Source organism: Hymenobacter wooponensis (assembly GCF_004745865.1).
In the GTDB taxonomy this organism is placed as follows: Bacteria; Bacteroidota; Bacteroidia; order Cytophagales; family Hymenobacteraceae; genus Hymenobacter; species Hymenobacter wooponensis.
Genome location: NZ_SRKZ01000002.1, coordinates 243,786 through 265,128, shown reverse-complemented (window position 1 = coordinate 265,128; position 21,343 = coordinate 243,786). Strand labels below are relative to the sequence as shown.

At 53.6% G+C, this 21,343-nt stretch carries 32 protein-coding genes and 1 pseudogene; all 33 read left to right on the top strand.

Going from position 1 to position 21,343, the window contains the following annotated elements:
• Nucleotides 1–5: 5 nt before the first annotated feature.
• The 33 genes and pseudogenes from rplD (at nucleotide 6) to EU557_RS07190 (ending at nucleotide 21,321) form a co-directional block, all read left to right on the top strand.
• Complete coding sequence (gene rplD, locus EU557_RS07350) at nucleotides 6–644, top strand: 50S ribosomal protein L4 (RefSeq protein WP_135431245.1); 639 nt, start codon at nucleotides 6–8, stop codon at nucleotides 642–644.
• Complete coding sequence (rplW, locus tag EU557_RS07345) at nucleotides 644–931, top strand: 50S ribosomal protein L23 (RefSeq protein WP_088844276.1); 288 nt, start codon at nucleotides 644–646, stop codon at nucleotides 929–931. Before rplD ends, rplW begins: the two co-directional genes overlap by 1 nt.
• A 39-nt stretch (nucleotides 932–970) precedes the next feature.
• A complete protein-coding gene (gene rplB, locus EU557_RS07340) occupies nucleotides 971–1,798 on the top strand; it encodes a 50S ribosomal protein L2 (protein ID WP_135431249.1) in 828 nt (275 codons plus the stop codon).
• Nucleotides 1,799–1,801: 3 nt separating this feature from the next.
• A complete protein-coding gene (gene rpsS / locus EU557_RS07335) occupies nucleotides 1,802–2,080 on the top strand; it encodes a 30S ribosomal protein S19 (protein ID WP_088844274.1) in 279 nt (92 codons plus the stop codon).
• 2 nt (nucleotides 2,081–2,082) lie between these two features.
• The gene (rplV, locus tag EU557_RS07330; protein ID WP_135431251.1) at nucleotides 2,083–2,565 is read left to right on the top strand and encodes a 50S ribosomal protein L22; all 483 of its coding nucleotides are present in this window, start codon (nucleotides 2,083–2,085) and stop codon (nucleotides 2,563–2,565) included.
• A gap of 5 nt (nucleotides 2,566–2,570) precedes the next feature.
• Complete coding sequence (gene rpsC / locus EU557_RS07325) at nucleotides 2,571–3,440, top strand: 30S ribosomal protein S3 (protein WP_135529760.1); 870 nt, start codon at nucleotides 2,571–2,573, stop codon at nucleotides 3,438–3,440.
• Between the two features lie 39 nt (nucleotides 3,441–3,479).
• Entirely contained in the window at nucleotides 3,480–3,905 is a 426-nt protein-coding gene (gene rplP / locus EU557_RS07320; RefSeq protein ID WP_135431255.1) for a 50S ribosomal protein L16, read from the top strand.
• A 1-nt stretch (nucleotide 3,906) separates the two neighbouring features.
• Complete coding sequence (gene rpmC, locus EU557_RS07315; protein WP_135431257.1) at nucleotides 3,907–4,119, top strand: 50S ribosomal protein L29; 213 nt, start codon at nucleotides 3,907–3,909, stop codon at nucleotides 4,117–4,119.
• Nucleotides 4,120–4,121: 2 nt separating this feature from the next.
• Nucleotides 4,122–4,412 (top strand): 30S ribosomal protein S17, encoded by a 291-nt coding sequence (rpsQ, locus tag EU557_RS07310; protein ID WP_088844269.1) that lies wholly within the window; start codon nucleotides 4,122–4,124, stop codon nucleotides 4,410–4,412.
• 1 nt (nucleotide 4,413) lies between these two features.
• Nucleotides 4,414–4,782, top strand: coding sequence for a 50S ribosomal protein L14 (gene rplN, locus EU557_RS07305; RefSeq protein ID WP_044003245.1), 369 nt, complete (start codon nucleotides 4,414–4,416; stop codon nucleotides 4,780–4,782).
• A gap of 3 nt (nucleotides 4,783–4,785) precedes the next feature.
• Nucleotides 4,786–5,034: pseudogene (gene rplX / locus EU557_RS07300) on the top strand (50S ribosomal protein L24); the annotation flags it as partial.
• A 29-nt stretch (nucleotides 5,035–5,063) separates the two neighbouring features.
• Nucleotides 5,064–5,618, top strand: coding sequence for a 50S ribosomal protein L5 (gene rplE, locus EU557_RS07295; protein WP_135529759.1), 555 nt, complete (start codon nucleotides 5,064–5,066; stop codon nucleotides 5,616–5,618).
• Nucleotides 5,618–5,887 (top strand): 30S ribosomal protein S14, encoded by a 270-nt coding sequence (gene rpsN, locus EU557_RS07290; RefSeq protein WP_135431265.1) that lies wholly within the window; start codon nucleotides 5,618–5,620, stop codon nucleotides 5,885–5,887. The genes rplE and rpsN overlap by 1 nt, the downstream gene beginning before the upstream one ends.
• 189 nt (nucleotides 5,888–6,076) lie before the next feature.
• Complete coding sequence (gene rpsH / locus EU557_RS07285) at nucleotides 6,077–6,475, top strand: 30S ribosomal protein S8 (RefSeq protein ID WP_135431267.1); 399 nt, start codon at nucleotides 6,077–6,079, stop codon at nucleotides 6,473–6,475.
• Between the two features lie 20 nt (nucleotides 6,476–6,495).
• Nucleotides 6,496–7,050, top strand: coding sequence for a 50S ribosomal protein L6 (gene rplF, locus EU557_RS07280; protein ID WP_135529758.1), 555 nt, complete (start codon nucleotides 6,496–6,498; stop codon nucleotides 7,048–7,050).
• Nucleotides 7,051–7,059: 9 nt separating this feature from the next.
• Complete coding sequence (rplR, locus tag EU557_RS07275) at nucleotides 7,060–7,410, top strand: 50S ribosomal protein L18 (protein ID WP_044003239.1); 351 nt, start codon at nucleotides 7,060–7,062, stop codon at nucleotides 7,408–7,410.
• A gap of 6 nt (nucleotides 7,411–7,416) precedes the next feature.
• Nucleotides 7,417–8,025 (top strand): 30S ribosomal protein S5, encoded by a 609-nt coding sequence (rpsE, locus tag EU557_RS07270; RefSeq protein WP_171590255.1) that lies wholly within the window; start codon nucleotides 7,417–7,419, stop codon nucleotides 8,023–8,025.
• Between the two features lie 6 nt (nucleotides 8,026–8,031).
• Nucleotides 8,032–8,211 carry a 50S ribosomal protein L30 gene (gene rpmD / locus EU557_RS07265; RefSeq protein ID WP_135431273.1) on the top strand — a complete coding sequence of 60 codons (180 nt, stop codon included), beginning with the start codon at nucleotides 8,032–8,034 and terminating at the stop codon, nucleotides 8,209–8,211.
• Nucleotides 8,212–8,224: 13 nt separating this feature from the next.
• The gene (gene rplO, locus EU557_RS07260; RefSeq protein WP_135529757.1) at nucleotides 8,225–8,671 is read left to right on the top strand and encodes a 50S ribosomal protein L15; all 447 of its coding nucleotides are present in this window, start codon (nucleotides 8,225–8,227) and stop codon (nucleotides 8,669–8,671) included.
• 12 nt (nucleotides 8,672–8,683) lie between these two features.
• Nucleotides 8,684–9,997, top strand: coding sequence for a preprotein translocase subunit SecY (gene secY / locus EU557_RS07255; protein WP_135529756.1), 1,314 nt, complete (start codon nucleotides 8,684–8,686; stop codon nucleotides 9,995–9,997).
• A gap of 4 nt (nucleotides 9,998–10,001) precedes the next feature.
• Nucleotides 10,002–10,772: a type I methionyl aminopeptidase gene (map, locus tag EU557_RS07250; RefSeq protein WP_135529755.1), complete on the top strand. Its 771-nt coding sequence runs from the start codon at nucleotides 10,002–10,004 to the stop codon at nucleotides 10,770–10,772.
• 4 nt (nucleotides 10,773–10,776) lie between these two features.
• Complete coding sequence (infA, locus tag EU557_RS07245) at nucleotides 10,777–10,995, top strand: translation initiation factor IF-1 (RefSeq protein WP_022822146.1); 219 nt, start codon at nucleotides 10,777–10,779, stop codon at nucleotides 10,993–10,995.
• Nucleotides 10,996–11,004: 9 nt separating this feature from the next.
• A complete protein-coding gene (rpmJ, locus tag EU557_RS07240) occupies nucleotides 11,005–11,121 on the top strand; it encodes a 50S ribosomal protein L36 (RefSeq protein ID WP_044016053.1) in 117 nt (38 codons plus the stop codon).
• A 26-nt stretch (nucleotides 11,122–11,147) separates the two neighbouring features.
• The gene (rpsM, locus tag EU557_RS07235) at nucleotides 11,148–11,525 is read left to right on the top strand and encodes a 30S ribosomal protein S13 (protein WP_022822148.1); all 378 of its coding nucleotides are present in this window, start codon (nucleotides 11,148–11,150) and stop codon (nucleotides 11,523–11,525) included.
• 79 nt (nucleotides 11,526–11,604) lie between these two features.
• Nucleotides 11,605–11,997: a 30S ribosomal protein S11 gene (gene rpsK / locus EU557_RS07230; protein ID WP_022822149.1), complete on the top strand. Its 393-nt coding sequence runs from the start codon at nucleotides 11,605–11,607 to the stop codon at nucleotides 11,995–11,997.
• Between the two features lie 125 nt (nucleotides 11,998–12,122).
• Nucleotides 12,123–12,728 (top strand): 30S ribosomal protein S4, encoded by a 606-nt coding sequence (rpsD, locus tag EU557_RS07225; RefSeq protein WP_135529754.1) that lies wholly within the window; start codon nucleotides 12,123–12,125, stop codon nucleotides 12,726–12,728.
• Nucleotides 12,729–12,876: 148 nt separating this feature from the next.
• Nucleotides 12,877–13,866 carry a DNA-directed RNA polymerase subunit alpha gene (locus EU557_RS07220; RefSeq protein WP_135431283.1) on the top strand — a complete coding sequence of 330 codons (990 nt, stop codon included), beginning with the start codon at nucleotides 12,877–12,879 and terminating at the stop codon, nucleotides 13,864–13,866.
• 208 nt (nucleotides 13,867–14,074) lie between these two features.
• Nucleotides 14,075–14,647: a 50S ribosomal protein L17 gene (gene rplQ / locus EU557_RS07215; RefSeq protein ID WP_135529753.1), complete on the top strand. Its 573-nt coding sequence runs from the start codon at nucleotides 14,075–14,077 to the stop codon at nucleotides 14,645–14,647.
• A gap of 274 nt (nucleotides 14,648–14,921) precedes the next feature.
• Nucleotides 14,922–17,279 carry an outer membrane beta-barrel family protein gene (locus EU557_RS07210; RefSeq protein ID WP_167855118.1) on the top strand — a complete coding sequence of 786 codons (2,358 nt, stop codon included), beginning with the start codon at nucleotides 14,922–14,924 and terminating at the stop codon, nucleotides 17,277–17,279.
• A 16-nt stretch (nucleotides 17,280–17,295) separates the two neighbouring features.
• The gene (locus EU557_RS07205; protein WP_135529751.1) at nucleotides 17,296–18,330 is read left to right on the top strand and encodes a sensor histidine kinase; all 1,035 of its coding nucleotides are present in this window, start codon (nucleotides 17,296–17,298) and stop codon (nucleotides 18,328–18,330) included.
• A 26-nt stretch (nucleotides 18,331–18,356) separates the two neighbouring features.
• Nucleotides 18,357–19,145: a LytR/AlgR family response regulator transcription factor gene (locus EU557_RS07200; RefSeq protein WP_135529750.1), complete on the top strand. Its 789-nt coding sequence runs from the start codon at nucleotides 18,357–18,359 to the stop codon at nucleotides 19,143–19,145.
• 428 nt (nucleotides 19,146–19,573) lie between these two features.
• Nucleotides 19,574–20,845: a phosphopyruvate hydratase gene (gene eno, locus EU557_RS07195; RefSeq protein ID WP_135529749.1), complete on the top strand. Its 1,272-nt coding sequence runs from the start codon at nucleotides 19,574–19,576 to the stop codon at nucleotides 20,843–20,845.
• 158 nt (nucleotides 20,846–21,003) lie between these two features.
• On the top strand, nucleotides 21,004–21,321 hold the full coding sequence (locus EU557_RS07190; protein WP_135529748.1) for an FtsB family cell division protein: 318 nt from the start codon (nucleotides 21,004–21,006) through the stop codon (nucleotides 21,319–21,321).
• Nucleotides 21,322–21,343 lie beyond the last annotated feature (22 nt).

Genomic DNA, 21,343 nt, shown 5'->3' with positions numbered 1-21,343 from the left:
AGCAAATGGAACTGTCAGTATATAACATCAAAGGCGAAGACACCGGCCGCAAGGTTACCCTGTCTGACGCCATCTTCGGTCTGGAGCCGAACGAGCACGTGATGTACCTCGACGTGAAGCAGTACTTGGCCAACCAGCGCCAAGGTACGCACAAGTCGAAGCAGCGTAACGAAGTGCACGGCACTACCAAGAAGCTGAAGAAGCAAAAAGGCACCGGTGGTGCTCGTGCCGGCTCTATGAAGTCGGGTGTATTCGTAGGTGGTGGCCGCATGTTCGGTCCTCAGCCCCGCGACTATGGCTTCAAGCTGAACAAAAAAACCAAGCGTCTTGCTCGTCTGTCGGCTCTCTCGAGCCTTGCTAAAGACGGCAAAGTAGCGCTGGTGGAAAACATCACGCTGTCGGCCCCCAAGACCAAGGATTTCCTGGACATCCTGAACGGTCTGAAGCTGAACAACGGCAAGAAGACGCTGCTCGTAACGGGCGCAGTTGATAAAAACGTGGTGCTGTCGGCCCGTAACATCCAGAAAGTGAGCGTAGCTACTCCCGTAGCCCTGAATACCCACGATCTGCTGAACACCGACACGCTGCTGCTGTCGGAGGATGGCCTGACGGCATTGGAACAACTCTATACCACTGCTGAGTAATGAGCATCCTGAAGAAGCCCATCGTGACCGAGAAGGCCACGGCTCTGAACGAAAAAGGCCAGTATGCCTTCGAAGTAGCTATCGACGCTAACAAGGTTCAGATCAAAAAAGAGATTGAGCAACTGTACGGGGTAACGGTAACGGGCATCAGCACGATCCGCACCATCGGCAAGCTGAAATCTAAGTTCACGAAAGGCGGATCAGTATCCGGCCGTCGTGCACACGGCAAGCGCGCCGTGGTAACCGTGAAAGAAGGCGACGTTATCGACTTCTACAGCGGCCTGTAAGCCCGCCTTTTCGCAAAGAGCATTTTCTAAGCTAGAGTAATGGCACTCAAAAAACTAAGACCAACATCACCGGGTCAGCGCTTCCGCATTGCACCGGCCTTCGACGAGATTACTGCGTCGACGCCGGAGAAGTCGCTGTTGGCACCCATGAAAAACTCCGGTGGCCGTAACAACTCGGGCAAAATGTCTAACCGCTACATCGGCGGTGGACATAAAGCCAAGTATCGTATCATCGACTTCAAGCGTGACAAAGCTGGTGTTCCAGCTACGGTGAAGACGATTGAGTACGACCCTAACCGCACGGCTCGTATCGCTCTGCTGAGCTACGCCGACGGTGAAAAGCGCTACATCATTGCTCCTGCCGGTGTAACCGTAGGTGCAACTGTAGTGTCGGGTACGGGTGTGGCCCCGGAAGTAGGCAATGCCCTTCCCCTCCGCGAGATTCCGCTGGGAACTATCGTCCACAACATTGAGTTAATGCCCGGCAACGGTGCAGCTATGGCTCGGTCGGCTGGAACGTACGCTCAGTTGGTAGCCCGCGAAGACAAATACGCCACCCTGAAACTGCCTTCCGGCGAGATGCGCATGGTACTCGTTACCTGCATGGCTACGGTTGGTACTGTGTCGAATGGTGACCACATGAACGTACGTCTCGGCAAAGCCGGCCGTAACCGTTGGTTGGGTCGTCGTCCACGCGTTCGTGGTGTTGCAATGAACCCTGTCGATCACCCAATGGGTGGTGGTGAAGGTAAGTCGTCGGGTGGTCACCCACGCAGCCGTAACGGCATCTTCGCTAAAGGTCAGAAGACCCGCAACAAGAACAAGTACTCCGAGCAGCTCATCGTTAACCGTAAAGGCAAGAAGTAATCAATGGCACGTTCACTAAAAAAAGGGCCGTACATTGACTTCCGGCTCGAGAAGAAAGTAACGGCAATGGAAGAAACCGGCAAAAAGTCGGTGGTGAAGACCTGGTCTCGCCGCTCGATGATTTCTCCGGACTTCGTAGGCCACACCTTCGCCGTGCACAACGGCAATAAGTTCATCCCGGTATATGTGACGGAGAACATGGTAGGACACAAACTCGGTGAGTTTGCCCCGACCCGTAACTTCCGCGGCCACATTGCCAAGAAAGATAAAGGCAAGCGCTAAGAATGGAAGCAGTAGCTAAACTCCGTAACGTGCCTACCTCGCCGCGCAAGATGCGGTTGGTAGCCAACCTGGTGCGCGGTCAGAAAGTGACCCGTGCTCTCGGCCTGCTGAAGTTCGAGGCTAACTCGGGCGCTGCTCGCATCGAAAAGCTGCTCCTGTCGGCTCTGGCCAACTGGCAGCAGAAAAACGAAGACGAGCGTATCGAAGATGCGAACCTCTACATCAAAGAGATTTTCGTGGATGAAGGTCGCCAGCTGAAGCGTCTGCGTCCTGCCCCTCAGGGCCGTGGTCACCGCATCCGCAAGCGTAGCAACCACGTGACGTTGGTGATTGATTCGAAAGTAGCACCGCTGGGCAGCAAAGCTGCCGCTCTGCAAGCTGCTGAGACCAAGCCCGCCGCCACTACCGCCGAAGCTGCTCCGAAGAAGACTCGTCGTAGCTCCGCTAAGAAATCCACTGAAACCACGGCAGAAGCCACCGCATAAGCACTATGGGACAGAAAGTAAATCCGGTTGGCTTCCGTCTGGGCGTCATCAAAGGATGGGACTCGAACTGGTACGGCGGCAAGGACTTTGCCGACAAGCTGGTTGAGGACGAAAAAATCCGCAAATACATCAACGCTCGTATCCCGAAAGGTGGCATCAGCCGCATCGTTATCGAGCGCACACTGAAGCGCGTCACTATCACTATCAACACGGCTCGTCCGGGTGTAGTAATCGGTAAGGGTGGTGCTGAAGTTGACAAGATCAAGGACGAGCTGAAGCAGATCACCGGCAAAGACGTTCAGATCAACATCTTCGAAATTAAGCGTCCTGAGCTTGATGCTAAACTGGTAGGTGAGAGCATTGCTCAGCAGCTCCAGGCTCGTATCTCGTTCCGTCGCGCTATGAAGATGGCCATCCAGGCTGCTATCCGCGTTGGTGCCGAAGGCATCAAGATCCAGTGCGGTGGTCGTTTGGGCGGTGCTGAAATTGCTCGTTCCGAGCAGTACAAAGAAGGCCGCACTCCGTTGCACACGCTGCGCGCTGACATCGACTACGCTCTGTCGGAAGCACAAACTGTGTATGGCAAAATCGGCATCAAGGTGTGGGTAATGCGTGGTGAAGTGTTCGGCAAGCCCGACTTGTCGCCTAACCAAGTTCCCGCTAACCAAGGTGGCGAGAGCCGTGGCAACGACCGTGGCCCACGTGGTGAGCGTGGCGACCGTGGTGGTGACCGTGGCCCACGTCGTGACCGGAATGACCGTGGTGGCGAAGGCCGTGGCGGTGATAACCGTGGTGGTCAAGGTGGTGGACAGCGTCGCGGTGGCGGCGGTGGCCAGAACCGTGGCGGCCAGGGTGGCGGTGCTCCGCGTCGCTAGCCTTTTTCTCTTCTTTCGAATTTCAATTCAAGATAAATCATGTTACAACCGAAAAGGACCAAGTATCGCAAGATGCAAAAGGGTCGCGTGCATGGCTTAGCCCACCGCGGCAGCTCCATTGACTTCGGTTCGTTCGCTATCAAGTCGCTGGAACAGGCATGGATTACGGCTCGCCAGATTGAGGCTGCCCGTATTGCCATGACCCGCGCCATGAAACGCGAAGGTCAAGTTTGGATCCGCATTTTCCCTGATAAGCCGATCACCAAGAAGCCTGCTGAAGTGCGGATGGGTAAGGGTAAAGGTTCGCCCGAGTATTGGGTAGCCGTAGTGAAGCCCGGTACCATCATGTTCGAATCAGATGGCGTTAGCCTGGAAGTAGCACAAGAGTCGCTACGTCTGGCTGCTCAGAAGCTGCCGGTTCGGACTTCATTTGTTGTTCGTCGCGACTACGTAGAAAACAAGTAAGATGAAGAACGCTGAAATCCGTGCCCTCTCGCTAGAGGACCTCAAAAACCAGATTAAAGCTGAGCAGACTAACGGCCAGAGCATGCGTTTTGCGCACGCTATTTCTCCCCTGGAGAATCCGATTCGTCTGAAGCAAGCCCGCAAAAATGTCGCCCGTCTGCTGACCGAGTTGAAGCGTCGCGAGAACGAGCAGGCAACTAACACTGCTAACTAACGATGGCAAGCAACGAAGAACAGCAGGCAACGACCGCAACCGAGCGGAACCTGCGTAAAGAAATCATCGGCCGCGTTTCCTCCTCCAAGATGGATAAGTCCATCACGGTAGTTGTGGAAAGCAAAATGAAACACCCCATCTACGGCAAGTTCGTTACCAAGTCGACCAAGTTCATGGCTCACGACGAGAATAACGAATGCGGCGAAGGCGATACGGTTCGCATCATGTCGACCCGTCCGCTGAGCAAAAACAAGCGGTGGAGACTGGTAGAAATCGTAGAACGCGCCAAGTAAGATGATACAGCAAGAATCCCGTCTGACCGTCGCTGATAACAGCGGCGCCAAAGAAGTTCTCTGCATTCGTGTCCTCGGTGGCACGGGCAAGAAATACGCCAGCGTAGGCGACAAGATTGTAGTAGCAATCAAGTCGGCTATTCCTTCCGGCAACGCCAAAAAAGGCACTGTATCGAAGGCTGTTGTAGTTCGTACGAAGAAGGAAGTACGTCGTAAGGACGGCTCCTACATTCGTTTCGACGACAACGCCGCCGTACTGCTCAATAATAACGACGAGCCCCGCGGTACCCGCATCTTCGGCCCCGTGGCCCGTGAACTTCGCGAGAAGCAGTTCATGAAGATCGTTTCGCTGGCTCCTGAAGTTCTCTAAGCAATGGCAACGAAAACGAAAGCAACGCCCGCGAAACTGCATGTGAAAACTGGTGACACCGTTCTGGTGATTGCTGGTGACGAGAAAGGCAAAACCGGTGTGATTAAGTCGGTGAACCGTTCTACGCAGCGTGTTATCGTGGAAGGCCTAAACCTGGTAACTAAGCACAACAAACCCAGTGCTAAGAATCCCCAGGGCGGCATCACCAAGATCGAGTCACCAATTCACGTGAGTAACGTGAAGCGTGCTGATTCGACCAACGCCTAATCCGCTCTACGACCATGGCTCGACTCAAAGACAAATACAAAAAAGAAGTAGTACCCGCGCTCCAGGAGAAATTCCAGTTCAAGAGCATCATGCAGGTACCACGCATCACCAAGATCTGCATCAACCGCGGTATTGGCGCAGCCGTTGCCGATAAGAAGCTGGTAGATAATGGTGTTGACGAACTGACGACCATCGCTGGTCAGAAGGCCGTTGCCACTATCGCTAAGCGTTCGGTGTCGAACTTTAAACTGCGTGAAGGCATGCCCATCGGCGCCCGCGTTACCCTGCGTGGTGAGCAGATGTATGAATTTATGGACCGTCTGCTGACAATTGCTCTGCCCCGCGTTCGTGACTTCAAAGGCATCAACGACAAAGGCTTCGATGGCCGTGGTAACTATACCTTGGGCATCAAAGAGCAAATCATCTTCCCAGAGATTTCGATCGATAAGATCAAATCGATTTCTGGTATGGACATCACCTTCGTAACGACCGCTGAAAACGACGAGCAGAGCTATGAGCTGCTGAAAGCTTTTGGTATGCCGTTCGCTAACGCTAAGAAACAAAGCTAATGGCTAAGGAATCCATCAAAGCCCGCGAGCGGAAGCGCATCGCTCTAGTAGCTCGCTACGCTGAGAAGCGTAAAGCCCTCAAAGCTGCTGGTGACCTAGAAGGTCTGGACAAGCTGCCCCGAAACTCGTCACCCGTGCGTCTGCACAACCGTGACAAGATTGACGGTCGCCCCCGTGGTTACATGCGTAAGTTCGGCATTAGCCGGGTACGTTTCCGCGAGATGGCTCTAGCCGGCAAAATCCCCGGTGTAACGAAGTCCAGCTGGTAATACAGCTGTTGCTGCTGGATAAATTTATCAGGCAGTTCTATTTGGCAGGTTGCCGAAAGAAACCATTGGCCGAGCCTAAGTAAGTCGAGCCAAGTAGTCTTAACCGAAAATTTCGTCGCCACTTTCCGTGGCGGCGAAATTTTCCTATCTTTGCGGCTCCCTAAAAATGGGCGCCTCTTTTCTACAGAAATGAATACAGATCCAATTGCCGACTACCTGACCCGGGTACGCAATGCCATCAAGGCAAACCACCGGGTAGTAGAAATCCCGGCCAGCAACATCAAAAAGGAGATTACGAAGGTGCTTTACAAAAAGGGCTACATTCAGAGCTACCGTTTTGATGACAGCGCTGTACAGGGCACGATTAAAATCGCGCTGAAGTACAACCCCGCTACGAAGCAGTCTGCTATTACGAAGCTGGAGCGCGTGAGCACTCCCGGTCTGCGTAAGTACGCTCACGTAGAGAACCTGCCCCGCGTATTGAGCGGTCTGGGTGTTGCAATTCTGTCGACGTCGAAGGGCGTAATGACGGAGAAAGAGGCGAAAGCCGAGAACGTGGGCGGCGAAGTGCTGTGCTACGTCTACTAATCTGAAAGGAAAACGAGACTATGTCACGCATTGGTAAACTGCCCATCAGCCTGCCCGCCAACGTGCAGGTTGAAGTGAGCAACGAAAACACGGTAACCGTGAAGGGTCCGAAGGGTACCCTGGTGGTTCCAGTTGACCGCGACATCACCTTAGCTATCGAAGATGGCCAGTTAGTGGTAACGCGTCCGACCGAGCAGAAGCGTCACAAGGCTATGCACGGCCTGTACCGCTCGCTGCTGAACAACGCTGTTAGCGGTGTTAGCAACGGTCTGGAAGAGAAGCTGGAGCTGGTAGGTGTAGGTTACAAAGCCGCTATGGCTGGTACCACCCTCGAACTTTCTCTGGGTTACTCGCACAACATCTTCCTGGCTCTGCCTAAGGAAGTAACTGCAACGGCTGTAACGGAAAAGGGTAAGAACCCTATTGTTACGCTGACTAGCATTGATAAGCAACTGCTAGGCCAGGTGGCCGCCAAGATTCGCTCGTTGCGCAAAGTTGAGCCTTACAAAGGCAAAGGCGTGCGCTTCGTGGGTGAGCAGATTCGTCGTAAGGCTGGTAAAACGGCTTCGAAATAACATCACACCATGGCTTTCGATAAAGCAACTAGAAGAAAACGGATCCAGCGCATCATCCGCACTAAGGTGGCTGGCACGTCCGAGCGTCCGCGTTTGTCAGTGTTCCGCAGCAATACGGGCATCTATGCTCAGATTATTGACGACACGACTGGTCACACGCTGGCGTCTGCTTCCTCGAAGCACGTTTCGGTGGAAGGGGGCAACGGAGTAGCCCTCGCTGCCGCAGTCGGCAAAGAACTTGCTGCCCGTGCTACAGGAAAAGGAATTTCGAAAGTGGTATTTGACCGTTCCGGTTACCTCTACCACGGCCGCGTAAAATCATTGGCAGAAGGAGCCCGCGAAGGCGGCCTCAATTTCTAAATCATCATGGCAGAATTTAACACCGGCAACCGTGGTGGTAGCGGCGATAACCGTGGCGGCGGCAATGACCGTCGTGGTGGTGGCAATGACCGTCGCGGCAATGACCGTAACAATGACCAGTCGCGCACTGGTGATTCCGATCTGAAAGAAAAGGTTGTTGCTATCAACCGCGTAGCCAAAGTAGTAAAGGGCGGTCGTCGCTTCAGCTTCTCGGCTATCGTAGTAGTAGGTGACGGCAACGGCACCGTAGGCTATGGCCTAGGCAAAGCCAACGAAGTAACCGACGCCATTGCTAAAGGCATTGACGACGCTAAGAAAAACCTCGTAAAGGTTCCGCTGTACAAGCACACGGTTCCTCACGTGATGGAAGGTAAGTACTCTGGTGGTTTCGTGCTGGTTCAGCCTGCTGCTGCTGGTACGGGTGTAATTGCAGGTGGTGCTATGCGCGCTGTTTTCGAAAGCGCTGGTATCAAGGATGTGCTTGCAAAGTCGAAAGGCTCGTCTAACCCCCACAACGTGGTAAAGGCTACTTTCGATGCCCTTCTGAAAATGCGCGACCCTATGCAGATTGCACAGGCTCGTGGCATCACTCTCTCCCAAGTGTTTAACGGCTAAGAGCAGATGGCGCAGATCCAAATTAAACTCGTAAAGAGCGTTATTGACCGCCCCGAGCGTCAGAAGCGCACTATCAAGGCCCTAGGCCTAGGCAAAATCGGCAGCACCAAGGAAGTGGAAAACACGCCCCAGGTTGCTGGTATGGTTAACGCCGTGAAGCACCTGTTGGAAGTAACCGAACTTTAGGAATCTCCCGAAAATGAATCTCAGCAATCTCAAACCCGCCGTTGGCTCTACCCGCAATGAGAAGCGCGTAGGTCGTGGTACGGGTTCCGGCCGTGGTGGCACATCCACGCGCGGTCACAAAGGTGCCAAGTCCCGTTCGGGTTACTCCAAGAAGTCGGGCTTCGAAGGTGGTCAAATGCCACTCCAGCGTCGCATACCTAAGTTTGGTTTTACCAACATTAACCGCGTCGAATACAAAGCTGTTAACTTGGACGTATTGGCTGCTCTGACTGAAAACGGTAGCACCACTACGCTTGACAAAGACTTCTTTGTAAATGCTGGTCTGGCTTCTAAGAATGCCAAGATCAAAGTTCTAGGTCGTGGTGAAATCACCAAGGCTCTGGAAGTACATGCCCATGCTTTCTCTAAGTCAGCTGTTGAAGCTATTGAGAAAGCAGGTGGTAAAGCTGTGACGCTTTAAGCCTGATTGGCAATGAACAAGTTCATCACCACGATTAAGAACATTTTTGCGATTGAAGATCTGCGTATGCGGATCTTCAATACGCTTTTCTTCATTGCCATCTATCGGCTGGGTTCTTACGTGGTGCTGCCCGGAGTGGATCCGAATCGACTGAAGGCTACTACTGGCGGAGTACTAGGTATCCTAGATACGCTTCTTGGTGGTGCTTTCAGCCATGCTTCGGTATTCGCGCTGGGCATTATGCCATATATCTCAGCCTCAATCGTGCTGCAACTGCTCACGATTGCGGTGCCTTACTTCCAGAAACTACAGAAGGAAGGTGAGTCAGGTCGCAAGAAGATCAACCAATACACTCGGGTTCTAACCATCCCGATTGTAGCCCTACAATCCATTGGATTTATTGCTACGATCAATGCGGAGGCAATTACCAACCCTGGTCCATTCTTCACGATATCCACAGCCCTAATTATTACGGCTGGGACATTGTTTTGCATGTGGCTAGGAGAAAAAATAACTGATAAAGGTATCGGAAACGGTATATCCATGATCATCATGATCGGGATTGTATCTCGTCTGCCCGGTGCCCTGATTGGTGAAGCAACTGCTCGCACCATGCGTGGCTCGCTGATCTTCCTGATTGAGCTGGCCGTGCTGTTCTTAGTTGTAATGGCCGTTATTATCCTGACTCAAGCGGTGCGCCAGATACCGGTGCAATACGCTAAGCAGGTAGGTGGTGCTGCGCAGCTAAGCTCGCAGCGCCAGTACATCCCGATGAAAGTGAATGCTGCCGGCGTAATGCCTATCATCTTCGCTCAGTCGCTGATGTTCGTGCCTGCTATTGCAGCATCTGCTTGGAACAAAGACAGTGAGACTGCTGGTCTTATTGGTACATGGTTCCAGCCCAACCACTGGGTATACAACCTAGTGTTCGGTTTGCTCATTATCATCTTCACGTATTTCTACACTGCTATTAGTGTTAACCCCAATCAGATTGCGGACGACCTAAAGCGCAGTGGTGGTTTCATCCCTGGGGTAAAACCAGGACGTGATACTTCGGAATACATTGATGAAGTGCTTACTCGCATCACTCTGCCTGGTGCTGTAGCACTGGCAGCTATTGCTATCTTGCCTTCGTTGGCTACAGTAGCGGGTGTTACTCGTCCATTTGCTCAGTTCTATGGTGGTACTTCTCTCATCATTATGGTGGGTGTGGTACTAGACACTATGAATCAGGTGAAGAGCTACCTGCTCATGCGCCACTACGATGGCATGATGAAGTCAGGTAAAGTGCGGGGCCGCTCACAGAATATCGCCCTGGCTTCTTAGCAACATGATTGTTTATAAGACAGAGGAAGAAATTGAGCTCATGCGGGCTAGTGCGAAAGTGCTAGCCCAAGCCCACGGAGAGGTAGCTGGCATGATTCGGGAGGGAATTACGACGCGAGAGCTAGACCAGCGCGCGGAGGAGTTTATCCGGGACCACGGTGGGCAGCCTTCCTTCAAAGGGTACAATGGGTTTGAATATAGCCTGTGCATTTCTCCTAACTCAGTAGTTGTGCATGGTTTTCCGGGAGACTACACTTTAAAGAGTGGAGATGTTATCTCGGTAGACGCAGGCGTCTTGCTTAACGGCTATCATTCAGATAGCGCTTACACTTACCCAGTAGGGGAAGTGGCACCAGAGGTGCTTAAGTTACTGGAGGAAACCAAAAAGTCGCTGTACCTGGGTATTGAACAGGCAGTGGCTGGTAACCGGATGGGCGACATCAGCTTTGCTATCCAGAACCACGTTGAAAAGCAGGGTTACGGAGTGGTAAGGGAACTAGTCGGCCACGGAATTGGTAAGAAGCTGCACGAGCGGCCTGAAGTACCTAACTACGGCAAACGTGGAGCGGGACTGAAGCTGCAAACCGGGCTGACGCTTGCCATTGAGCCCATGGTAAATCTAGGCACTAAAAGCGTGGTACAGGAAAAGGATGGCTGGACTATCCGGACCAAAGACCTAAAGCCTTCGGCGCACTTTGAACACACAGTTGTTGTTCGCAAAGACAAGGCGGAAATATTAACCTCCTTCGAATACATAGAAAAAGCCTTACAGTAGCCTTATGGCCAAACAAACTTCCATTGAGCAGGACGGTGTCATCCTGGAAGCCCTTTCCAATGCCATGTTCCGAGTGGAACTGGAAAATGGTCACCAGCTGATTGCCCACATTTCGGGTAAGATGCGGATGCACTACATTAAAATTCTGCCGGGAGATAAGGTTAAGCTCGAAATGTCGCCCTACGATTTGTCGAAGGGTCGAATTGTGTACCGTTACAAATAATCTGACGACATGAAAGTCAAAACCTCCGTTAAGAAGCGTAGCGTTGACTGTAAGCTAGTTCGCCGCAACGGCAAGCTTTACGTCATCAACAAAAAGAACCCCCGCTACAAACAGCGTCAGGGGTAGTAGCACCAGACTTTTTAAAAAAGCACATGGCTCGTATTGCAGGGGTAGATATCCCAGACAACAAGCGCGGTGAAATCGCGCTGACCTACATTTTCGGCATTGGCCGTCCTTCTGCCCAGCAAATCCTCACCAAAGCAGGCGTTGACCTGAACAAGAAGGTGAAAGATTGGACTGAAGCAGAGGCTGGCGAAATCCGCGGCGTGATTGCCGCCGAGTTTAAGACCGAAGGTGTGCTGCGCTCAGAAGTGCAGCTGAACATTAAGCGCCTGATGGACATCGGTTGCTACCGGGGTCTGCGTCACCGCAAAGGTCTGCCAGTTCGTGGTCAGCGTACCAAGAACAACTCGCGTACCCGTAAGGGCAAGCGTAAGACCGTTGCTGGCAAGAAGAAGGCTACTAAATAAACCGTAGTGGGAATCGAAGTGTAGCTTCCGTTGTTGGGAGCACACTTCAACACCTCCCGCAGATTTTTGCGATAACCAAATGGCACAAAAGAGAAAAGACAAAGCCAAGAAGCGCGTTGTCGTTGTTGAGCCAGTAGGCCAGGTTCACATCAAGGCCTCGTTCAACAACATCATCATTTCCATCACCAACAACAATGGCCAAGTAATTTCTTGGGCTTCGGCTGGTAAGATGGGTTTCCGGGGTTCTAAGAAGAACACCCCCTACGCAGCTCAGATGGCTGCTACGGACTGCGGCAAAGTAGCTCATGACCTGGGCATGCGCAAAGCTGAAGTGTTCGTGAAGGGTCCGGGCGCTGGCCGTGAGTCGGCTATTCGTACGCTGGGTAACGTGGGTATTGAGGTAACGACCATTAAGGACGTGACGCCGCTGCCCCACAATGGCTGCCGTCCCCCCAAACGTCGTCGCGTTTAGTTTATTGAACAGGCCTTTTTAGGCCACCGGTGTCGGGTTTCTGATGCGCCTTTACTCCCCTGCAAGGTGCGCCTCCGGAGCCCGACACGCGCGGTTCAACCCCCACATCACTCAACAACCCCGAAATGGCACGTTATACTGGTCCTAAAACCAAGATTGCCCGTCGCTTCAATGAGCCGATCTTCGGCCCAAGCAAGGCACTCACCAAAAAAGCATATCCTCCCGGCCAGCACGGCCGTGGTCGTCGTAAGAAGCAAAGCGAGTACGCTGTCCAGCTGATGGAGAAGCAGAAAGTGAAGTACATGTACGGTGTACTAGAGAAGCAGTTTGAGAACCTGTTCCACAAAGCTGCTACCATGCCCGGCATCACCGGCGACAACCTGCTGGCTCTGCTGGAAGCTCGTCTGGACAACACGGTTTATCGTTTGGGCATTGCTCCTACGCGCCGTGCTGCTCGTCAGCTGGTTCTGCATAAGCACATCACTGTAAACGGTGAAGTTGTAAACATTGCTTCGTACAAACTCCGCGCTGGTGACGTTGTTGCCGTTCGCGAGAAGTCGAAGTCGCTGGAGGCCATCACTACGAGCTTGAGCGCCCGCAATGCACGCGCTTTCTCGTGGCTGGAGTGGGACGGCAAAGAAATGGTGGGCAAGTTCCTGAACGCCCCCTCGCGTGACCTGATTCCGGAGAAAATCACGGAGCAGCTCATCGTCGAGCTTTACTCGAAGTAATAACGAAAGCGGCCCAGGAGTCTGGGCCGTTTTCCTGCTTCGACTTTTCCTTTGTTATAAATGGATTTGGGTAGCAGGTAGTAAGGAATTAGGCTAGCTTAGTCGCATTCTTACTACCTGCTATTCACTACTTCAAACCGCCCCACTTATGTCAATCTTAGCTTTTCAAATGCCGGAGAAGGTCGTGATGGAGAAATCTGACGACTTCTACGGAACGTTTGAATTTAAACCGCTGGAGAAAGGCTACGGCGTCACGATCGGCAACGCTTTGCGCCGCATCCTGCTGTCGTCGCTGGAGGGCTACGCCATTACGTCGGTTCGCACCAGCAGCGTTCTGCATGAGTTCATGACCATCGAAGGGGTGATTGAGGATATGTCCGAAATCATCCTGAACCTGAAGCAGGTTCGCTTCAAAAAGGTTAGCGACGCTATTGAGGACAAAATCACGGTTCGTGTAAAGGGCCAGGATACGTTCACGGCGGGTGACATCAACAAATTCACCAACGGTTTCCAGGTGCTGAACCCGGACCTGGTGATTTGCAACGTGGACCCAGCAACCGAACTGGAGTTTGAATTCACGATTCAGAAAGGCCGTGGCTACGTTCCTGCAGAGGAGAATAAGCCTGCTGACCAAGTGTTCGGTCAGATTGCCATCGATGCCATCTTCACGCCTATCAAAAACGTGAAGTACAGCATCGAAAACACCCGCGTAGAACAGAAAACCGACTATGAGAAGCTCCTCATTGAGATTCACACGGATGGTTCTATTCACCCGGAGGATGCACTGAAAGGTGCCGCCAACATTCTCATTCAGCACTTCATGCTGTTCTCGGACAGCACCATGACCTTCGAAACGGCTAAGGCCGAAGAGGAAGAGACCGTGGATGAAGAAACGCTGCACATGCGTAAGGTTCTGAAGACGCCGCTGGCGGATATGGACCTGAGCGTGCGCGCTTACAACTGCCTCAAGGCTGCCGACATCAAAACCCTCGGTGACCTGGTGCAGCTGGACATGGCTGACATGATGAAGTTCCGCAACTTCGGTAAGAAGTCGCTGACCGAGCTGGAAAACCTCGTAGAGGAAAAGGGTCTGACCTTCGGGATGGATCTGGGCAAGTACAAGCTCGACGAAGAATAGTATCTCGTTTCAAGAAGGGGCTGAGAATGAAGAAGTGGCCTAGGACACTATTTCATCTCAGCCCCTTTTTTGTGTCAAGGTATTGAGTACCTTTGCACTCCCAATTTCACACTCTTAACCAGTGAGCCCAAGGGACGACGGTTCTAATGAGAAGGCCTAGCTTTCCGCCGTGGTCGTCGTTCGCAAGCCCACACCTTCATTTCTTTTTATGCGTCACGGTAAAACCATCAACCACCTCGGCCGTACGGCCTCGCACCGCAATGCCATGCTTTCTAACATGGCTTCTTCGCTGATCATGCACAAGCGCGTGACCACGACGGTTGCTAAAGCTAAAGCTCTGCGCAAGTTCGTTGAGCCCCTGCTGACCAAAGCTAAGAGCGACACTACGCACTCGCGTCGTCTTGTTTTCTCGGTTCTGGAGAACAAAGAGACTTTGAAAGAGCTGTTCGGTACGGTATCCGCTAAAATCGGTACCCGTCCAGGTGGCTATACCCGCATCATCAAGCTGAGCGAAAACCGTCTGGGTGACAACGCCGAGATGTGCATCATTGAGCTGGTAGACTTCAACGAGACGCTGCTGGCTAGCAAGACTGCTGTTGAAGCTAAAGCTACTACTACCCGTCGTTCGCGCGGTAAGAAGAAGGCTGATGCTCCTGCTGGCGAAGCTGTAGCTCCTGCTGCTGTAGTTGAAACCGCTGCTCCTGCTGACACTGCTACCACTATGGTAGAAGAAGGCGAGACTCGCGACGAAGCTAAAGCTGACGAAGAAGCTGCTTCGTAAGGTTAGCAACTCCTGAAATTGTAAAGGGACGTGCCGCAAGGTGCGTCCCTTTTTTCATTCTAGCGGGGCGCCTCATCCCCGGTCCCCTTTCTGAAGAAGGAGAAGGGGAGCCAGACATTGGAAGTGGCCTAGCTACAAGTGATGTTTATGGCACTTGGTTCATCCTCTATTTTGCCTAATTCGTCGGGATTCTACTGGAGTATAAAAGAAGTGGCCTAGGTAAGCAGGTGAATAGCGCGTGTTTTGGATGTATTCTCACTCAAAGCCCGACGGTATGAAAGCTTACTTTACTCTCCTTTTTTTGCTAGTGGCTCTGGGCACCAGCTTCGCACAACAAGCTTCAGTGAGCGGACAGGTTATAGATGCGCAGCGCAGGCCAGTGCCTTTTGCCTCCATAGCCTTACTTACAGCCACAGACTCCGTAGTGGCACAGGCAGCGCAGGCCGATGACCAGGGAGCCTATGCTATGAAGGGCCTTCGGGCAGGAGCGTACCGGGTAGCTGTAACGGCGTTGGGGTTTGGGAAGGGGAGGAGCGAGATTTTTACGGTGGGTAATACGCCATTGCGAGTGCCCAACATTGTACTGGGCTCAGCAGCGCAGGAGCTAAAAGGCGTGGAGGTAGTAGGGCGTAAGCAGCTGCTGGAGATGCAAGCCGGCATGATGATAGTGAACGTAGAGGGAAGCCTGACGGCGGGCTCTACGGCTCTGGAGGCCTTGCAGAAGGTGCCGGGCCTAGTGGTGATGAGCAACCGGATTAGTTTGGCCGGGCGTGAGGGCGTTATAATTCAGATTGACGGAAGAACTACCCAATACACCGATGTGGTGGGCGTGTTGAAGGATTTTCCGAGCAGCAGCATTGAGCGCATCGAAGTACTGACCCAGCCCGATGCTAATCACGACGCCGCGGGTAATGCGGGTATCATCAATATTATCCTGAAGAAAAATGCTGACTTAGGTACAAATGGCACCATTACGGCTGCTGCTGGCTATGGTCGCTTTGGGAAGGGCAGCGGCACACTCGATCTAAATCACCGCACCAAGCAACTCAACCTGTTCGGCAACTATAGCTCTACGTACCGCAAGACCTACGAGCAGCTGAACACGGAGCGGCGGGCTGCTGAAGCCGAGGGGAGCTACCGGCAGTCGAGCTACCAGCCGCGCACGGCCAACGTGCAAGCATTGCGAGCCGGGGTGGATTATAGCCTTTCGCGCCGGCAGACGGTAGGCCTATTGCTGAATCTCTACACGAACCGCACCCAGGTGAACGGGCAGAACCAGACAGTGGCAGACAACGGCACGGGGGTACAGACGACGAATACTACGCGCCGGGCAACTGACTCTTACGCGGCCAATGTGAACTATAAGCTACTGCTGGATACACTAGGCCAAGAGCTAACGGCAGACGTGGATTATTCGCGGTATGAGTCGGATAGCTATGGGCGGCTGGTGAATGAGGTGACAGCCGAACGGCAGAACCGGCAAGAGCGGCTGCAGAACGATCAGCTAACGGGTATAGGCCTACACTCGGTGAAGCTGGATTACCGCTGGCCAGTACGAGAGGGGCTGAAGGTTTCGGCGGGCATGAAGGCTAGCCAAGCTACCATTGCGAGTACTGTGCAGTTATCGGGTGGCAACCAAGAGCGCTACGATGACTTCCGGTACACGGAAAGCATTCGTGCGGGGTATGCGCAGGCGGAAGGGCGGCACTTAGGCTTTGGCTGGCAAGGTGGCCTACGGGGCGAGTGGACGAATACCCTAGCCGTATCGCAAGCCGATGGCCGGCGAGTAGCGCGCCAGTACGGGCAGCTGTTCCCGAGCCTGAGTATTGACAGAGTCGTGTATAAAACCGTGGCGCTGAACTTGTCCTACAGCCGGCGCATCGATAGGCCTAGCTACCAAGACCTGAACCCGAGCATTCTGTACCTGGACCCCTACACCTCCCAGCGCGGTAATCCGTTCCTGAAGCCGCAGTTCACTAACAATTACAAGCTGGCCCTGACTTACAACAAGCAGCCGTTCTTTCTGCTGGGCTACAGCCGCACGCGGGATGCTATTAGTTTAGTGACGGCTACCCAGGACAGCGCCGTGTACTCTACGTCGGCCAATCTGGATCATTTGGAGCGGTACAGCGCCACCCTGAACTTCCCACTAAACCTGGGCAAGCTGATGACAGGCTATGCCGGCGTGAACGTGTTTTACAATCAATACTTGAGTCAATACTTGGGCAGCACGTACCGGAACGGGCGGACGGCAGCCACCTTCTACGCCCAATCGAACGTGAAGCTACCGCAGGGCGTGACGTTTGAGGCCTCGGGCTACTACCAGACGGCGGGCGTGAACGGGCTGATCAATTTCAAGGCGTTTGGCGCTTTAAACCTGGGCCTGCAGAAAACTCTGCTGCATGAGCGGGCTACGTTGCGGCTGAGCCTAAACGATGCCTTGTTCTCGAACAAACAACGCGGCACAGTGCGGTACCAGGAGTTAGATGTGAACTTCCTGAGCTATGGAGAGAGCCGGCAGCTACGGGCCAGCTTCAGCTACAAGCTCGGTAATCAACAGCTGAAAGCCGCTCGTAAGCGCAGTACTGGCCTAGAGGAGGAGCGCGGCCGCGTGAAATCAGATAAAGAGTAGCATCTTCCGGTCGGCTATGAATACCTCCTCTCTGAAACCCTCGCGGTCTTACAACTCCGACCTCCTGTTGCTGGTGGTGTACTGGTTGCTGGCTGCACCCATTATCTACTCAAGCTATCGGCACGATTTCGGGGTGCAGCGGGCGCTGGCAGGCATTCTTTACACGATACTGCTTGACTCGGTGGCGGTGTACCTGCTGGTGTTTCAGTTTCTGCCGATGGCCCTGTTACGGCGCAATGCCGTAGTGGTGCTGGCTAGTGTAGTGGTGTTTGTGATGTTGGATGCCCACTTTTATTTGGTTGGCTACCAATTATTATTCAGCCAGCGACCCGTGCACTGGAGTATAGAGGAAGTGCTCAACGCCGTCATCCAGCACACCCAGAGTTACGGGATGCTGGGTATTCTGATGGCTGGCAAGCGTTATTTTGAGGTGCAGAGTCGCCTGCTCCAAACCCAAAAGGCCCAAACGGAAAGTGAGCTGCGCAACCTTAAAGCTCAGATTGACCCGCACTTCCTGTTCAACAACCTCAACGTGCTGCGCGGCCTGATTCAGCAGGACCCGGCCGAGGCTAATGCCTACCTGAGCCGCTTTGCCAACCTGTACCGGTTTCTGATTCGGCACAAGGAAGACGACTTTGTGACGGTGGCGGAGGAACTGCAATTTGTAAATGAGTACATCTACCTGCTACGCCACCGCTTTGGAGAGGCCTACGCGTTTCGGCAGGAGCTAGCGGAAACGGCAGAGTTGGAGCGGTTGCTGGTAGTGCCCGGCACGCTGCAGCTGTTAGTGGAAAACGCCATCAAGCACAACGCCGGCGACGAGGACAACGCACTGCTCATCACCATTAAAGTAACGGAAACGGAGCTGGTAATATGGCATGCGTTGCGACCCAAGCTGACGGCCGTTGATTCTACTGGCCTAGGCTTGGTGAACCTGCGGGAACGGTATAAGCTTTTGTTCAATAAGGCCATAGCGGTAGAAAATACTGGCACGGCATTCATTGTGACAGTGCCGGTGATGCGGCAGGCGCAGGTATATTCTGCGGCGTAGAAGACGGGCTAACTCAACAGGCGTACATGAACATTCTGATTCTGGAGGATGAGGAGCTGGCGGCTCGGCAAACGGTGCAGTTTCTGAAGCAGGCCGGTTTGGTAAGTGAAGCACCGCCGGTGTTGCGTAGCGTAGAAAAGGCCTTAAGCTGGCTGCAGACGTATCCCATGCCCGACCTGATCTTCTCTGATATTGAGTTGCTCGATGGGAATGTGTTTTCGCTGTATGAGCGTTTCCGGGTGACGTGCCCCATAATTTTCACTACCGCCTACGACCAGTTCTTGCTGGCCGCTTTCCGCGGCAATGGTATTGCTTACTTGCTTAAGCCCTTCGATTACGCGCAGTTTCGGGAGGCGCTGGATAAGTACCAGTTTCTGCAGCAGAGCTTTGCCCCAGTTGTGCCGGCTGCGGCTCCTGTGCTGAGTGCTGATATTGTGCGCGAACTAGGCCAGGCCCTGCGCCAAAATGCCCAGCCCCAGTACAAGCAGCGTTTTTCGGTGCGCATGCGCAACGGCCTGTATGTGCTACAAACGGATGAAGTGGCCTACGTGCAGGCAGATGAGGGCGTGACGTTTGCCGTGGATGGAGCTGGCACGCGCTACCCGCTTGGCGGCACGCTCACGGAGCTGGAGCGGCAGCTCGACCCTACCAGGTTTGGACGGCTGAACCGCTCGGAGCTAGTAAATATTGCCTTTGTGGAGAAAGTGGAGCCCTATTTCAATAACCGGCTGGCTGTGAAGCTGCGAGCCAGCAGCGTGACGCTTACCACTAGCGCCGCGCAGACCCCGGAGTTTCGGAAGTGGCTGGAAGGGTAGGAGTGGCCTACAAATACTACATAACCGCGTCATAGCGAGCTTGTCGAGACATCTCGCGTGCTGATATTGTAGTGAGTAACCCAATACACCCACACGTCAGCCTGAGCTTGTGAAGGACCTTATCAGGTTTGAACGACTGGCATTGCGCCTCGTGCTGACGTAACAAGATCCTTCGCAAGCTCAGGATGACGTGCTAATTAGGCCGTTTTAGGCCAGTCAGATAGAAGCACTGGCTATCATATGGTCTAGTGGCAAAAATAGGTTGTGTCTGCTTGGCCGTTTCTGATGCTGACTTTGCACTGGCAATATTTCGCACTGGGCAAAAAGGTCCAATTGAGTACCTTGCCGCCCCAACGCAACCGGGCCTAGTCGGGTTTGGATTGTGAAATTTCCCAAGCCATTCTATTCTTCCATTCAACCCATTTCTCATGAGTATCATCACCGAAATCCACGCTCGCCAGATCTTTGACTCGCGCGGCAACCCAACCGTGGAGGTGGACGTGACCACCGAAAGCGGCACCGTAGGCCGTGCGGCCGTACCCTCGGGCGCTTCTACCGGTAAGCACGAAGCCGTGGAGCTGCGCGACGACGACAAGTCGAAGTACATGGGCAAAGGGGTGCTGAAGGCCGTGGAAAACGTGAACAGCAAGATTGCCGAAGAGCTGATTGGTTTCTCGGTATTCGAGCAAGGTTTGCTCGATAAGATCATGCTGGAGCTCGACGGCACGCCTAACAAAGCTAACCTGGGCGCCAACGCTATTCTGGGTGCTTCGCTGGCTATTGCCCGCGCTGCTGCTGCCGAAGCTGGCATGCCCCTGTACCGCTACGTGGGCGGCGTAAACGCCACCACGCTGCCCGTACCGATGATGAACATCCTGAACGGCGGCTCGCACGCCGACAACAGCATCGACTTTCAGGAGTTCATGATTATGCCCGTGGGCGCTCCTTCGTTCTCGGAGGCACTGCGCTGGGGCACTGAAATCTTCCATCACCTCAAAAACGTACTCAAGAAGCAAGGCCTGAGCACGAACGTGGGTGACGAAGGTGGTTTCGCGCCGAACATTAAATCAAACGAAGACGCCATTAAGGTAGTACTGCAAGCCATTGAAACGGCTGGCTACAAGCCCGGCGACGACGTGATGATTGCCATGGACGCCGCTGCTTCGGAGTTCTACTCTGATGGTCACTACCACTTCAAGAAGAGCACTGGCGACAAGCTGACCTCTTCGGAGATGGTGGCCTACTGGACCGACTGGACCAAGAAGTACCCCATCATCAGCATTGAAGATGGCATGGACGAGGATGACTGGACCGGCTGGAAGAACCTGACCGACAGCATCGGCTCGACCACGCAGCTAGTAGGTGACGACCTGTTCGTGACCAACGTAAACCGTCTGCAGCGCGGTATTGATGAGCAGATTGCCAACGCCATCCTCATCAAAGTAAACCAGATCGGTACGCTCACCGAGACGATTGATGCCATCAACCTGGGTCGCCGCAACGGCTACAAGAGCATCATGTCGCACCGCTCGGGCGAAACGGAGGACAACACCATCGCCGACCTGGCAGTGGCGCTCAACACCGGCCAGATCAAGACGGGCTCGGCTTCGCGCTCCGACCGGATGGCGAAGTACAACCAGCTGCTCCGCATCGAGGAAGAGCTGGGCGAGGTGGCCTACTTCCCCGGCAAGAAAATGTAATTACGTTTGGCGCTAAGTGGTGCTGAGCAGTGTTTACGACGAAACGGTGTCGTTACCTACGGGTGGCGACACCGTTTTTGCGTAGTGTTGGTGTTAGCCGAAATCGTGATATTTGTACACATAGCTGCTCGTGGGCAGCTTCATTAGCCGCTTTTGCCATGAGTTTCTCCGATGCATTCAGCCGAGTGCCGCGCTTCCTGCGCAGCTTTTACTTCCTGACTGGCCTAGGCTTTCTGGTGTGGATGTTCGTGTTCGATGCCAACGATTTTGTGAAGCAGTACGACATGTACGCCAAGTGGCAGGAGCTGCGCACCGACAAAGAATACTACCTGCGTGAAATTGACAAAGTGAAGAAAGACCGCGCCGAGCTGCTAAGCAGCCCTGAGCTGCTGGAAAAATTTGCCCGGGAGAAGTACATCATGAAGCGCCCCGGCGAGGACGTGTTCGTGCTGGTAGCACCGGAAAAGGAGGAGTAAGTCCGGCCGTTGTGGCGTGGTA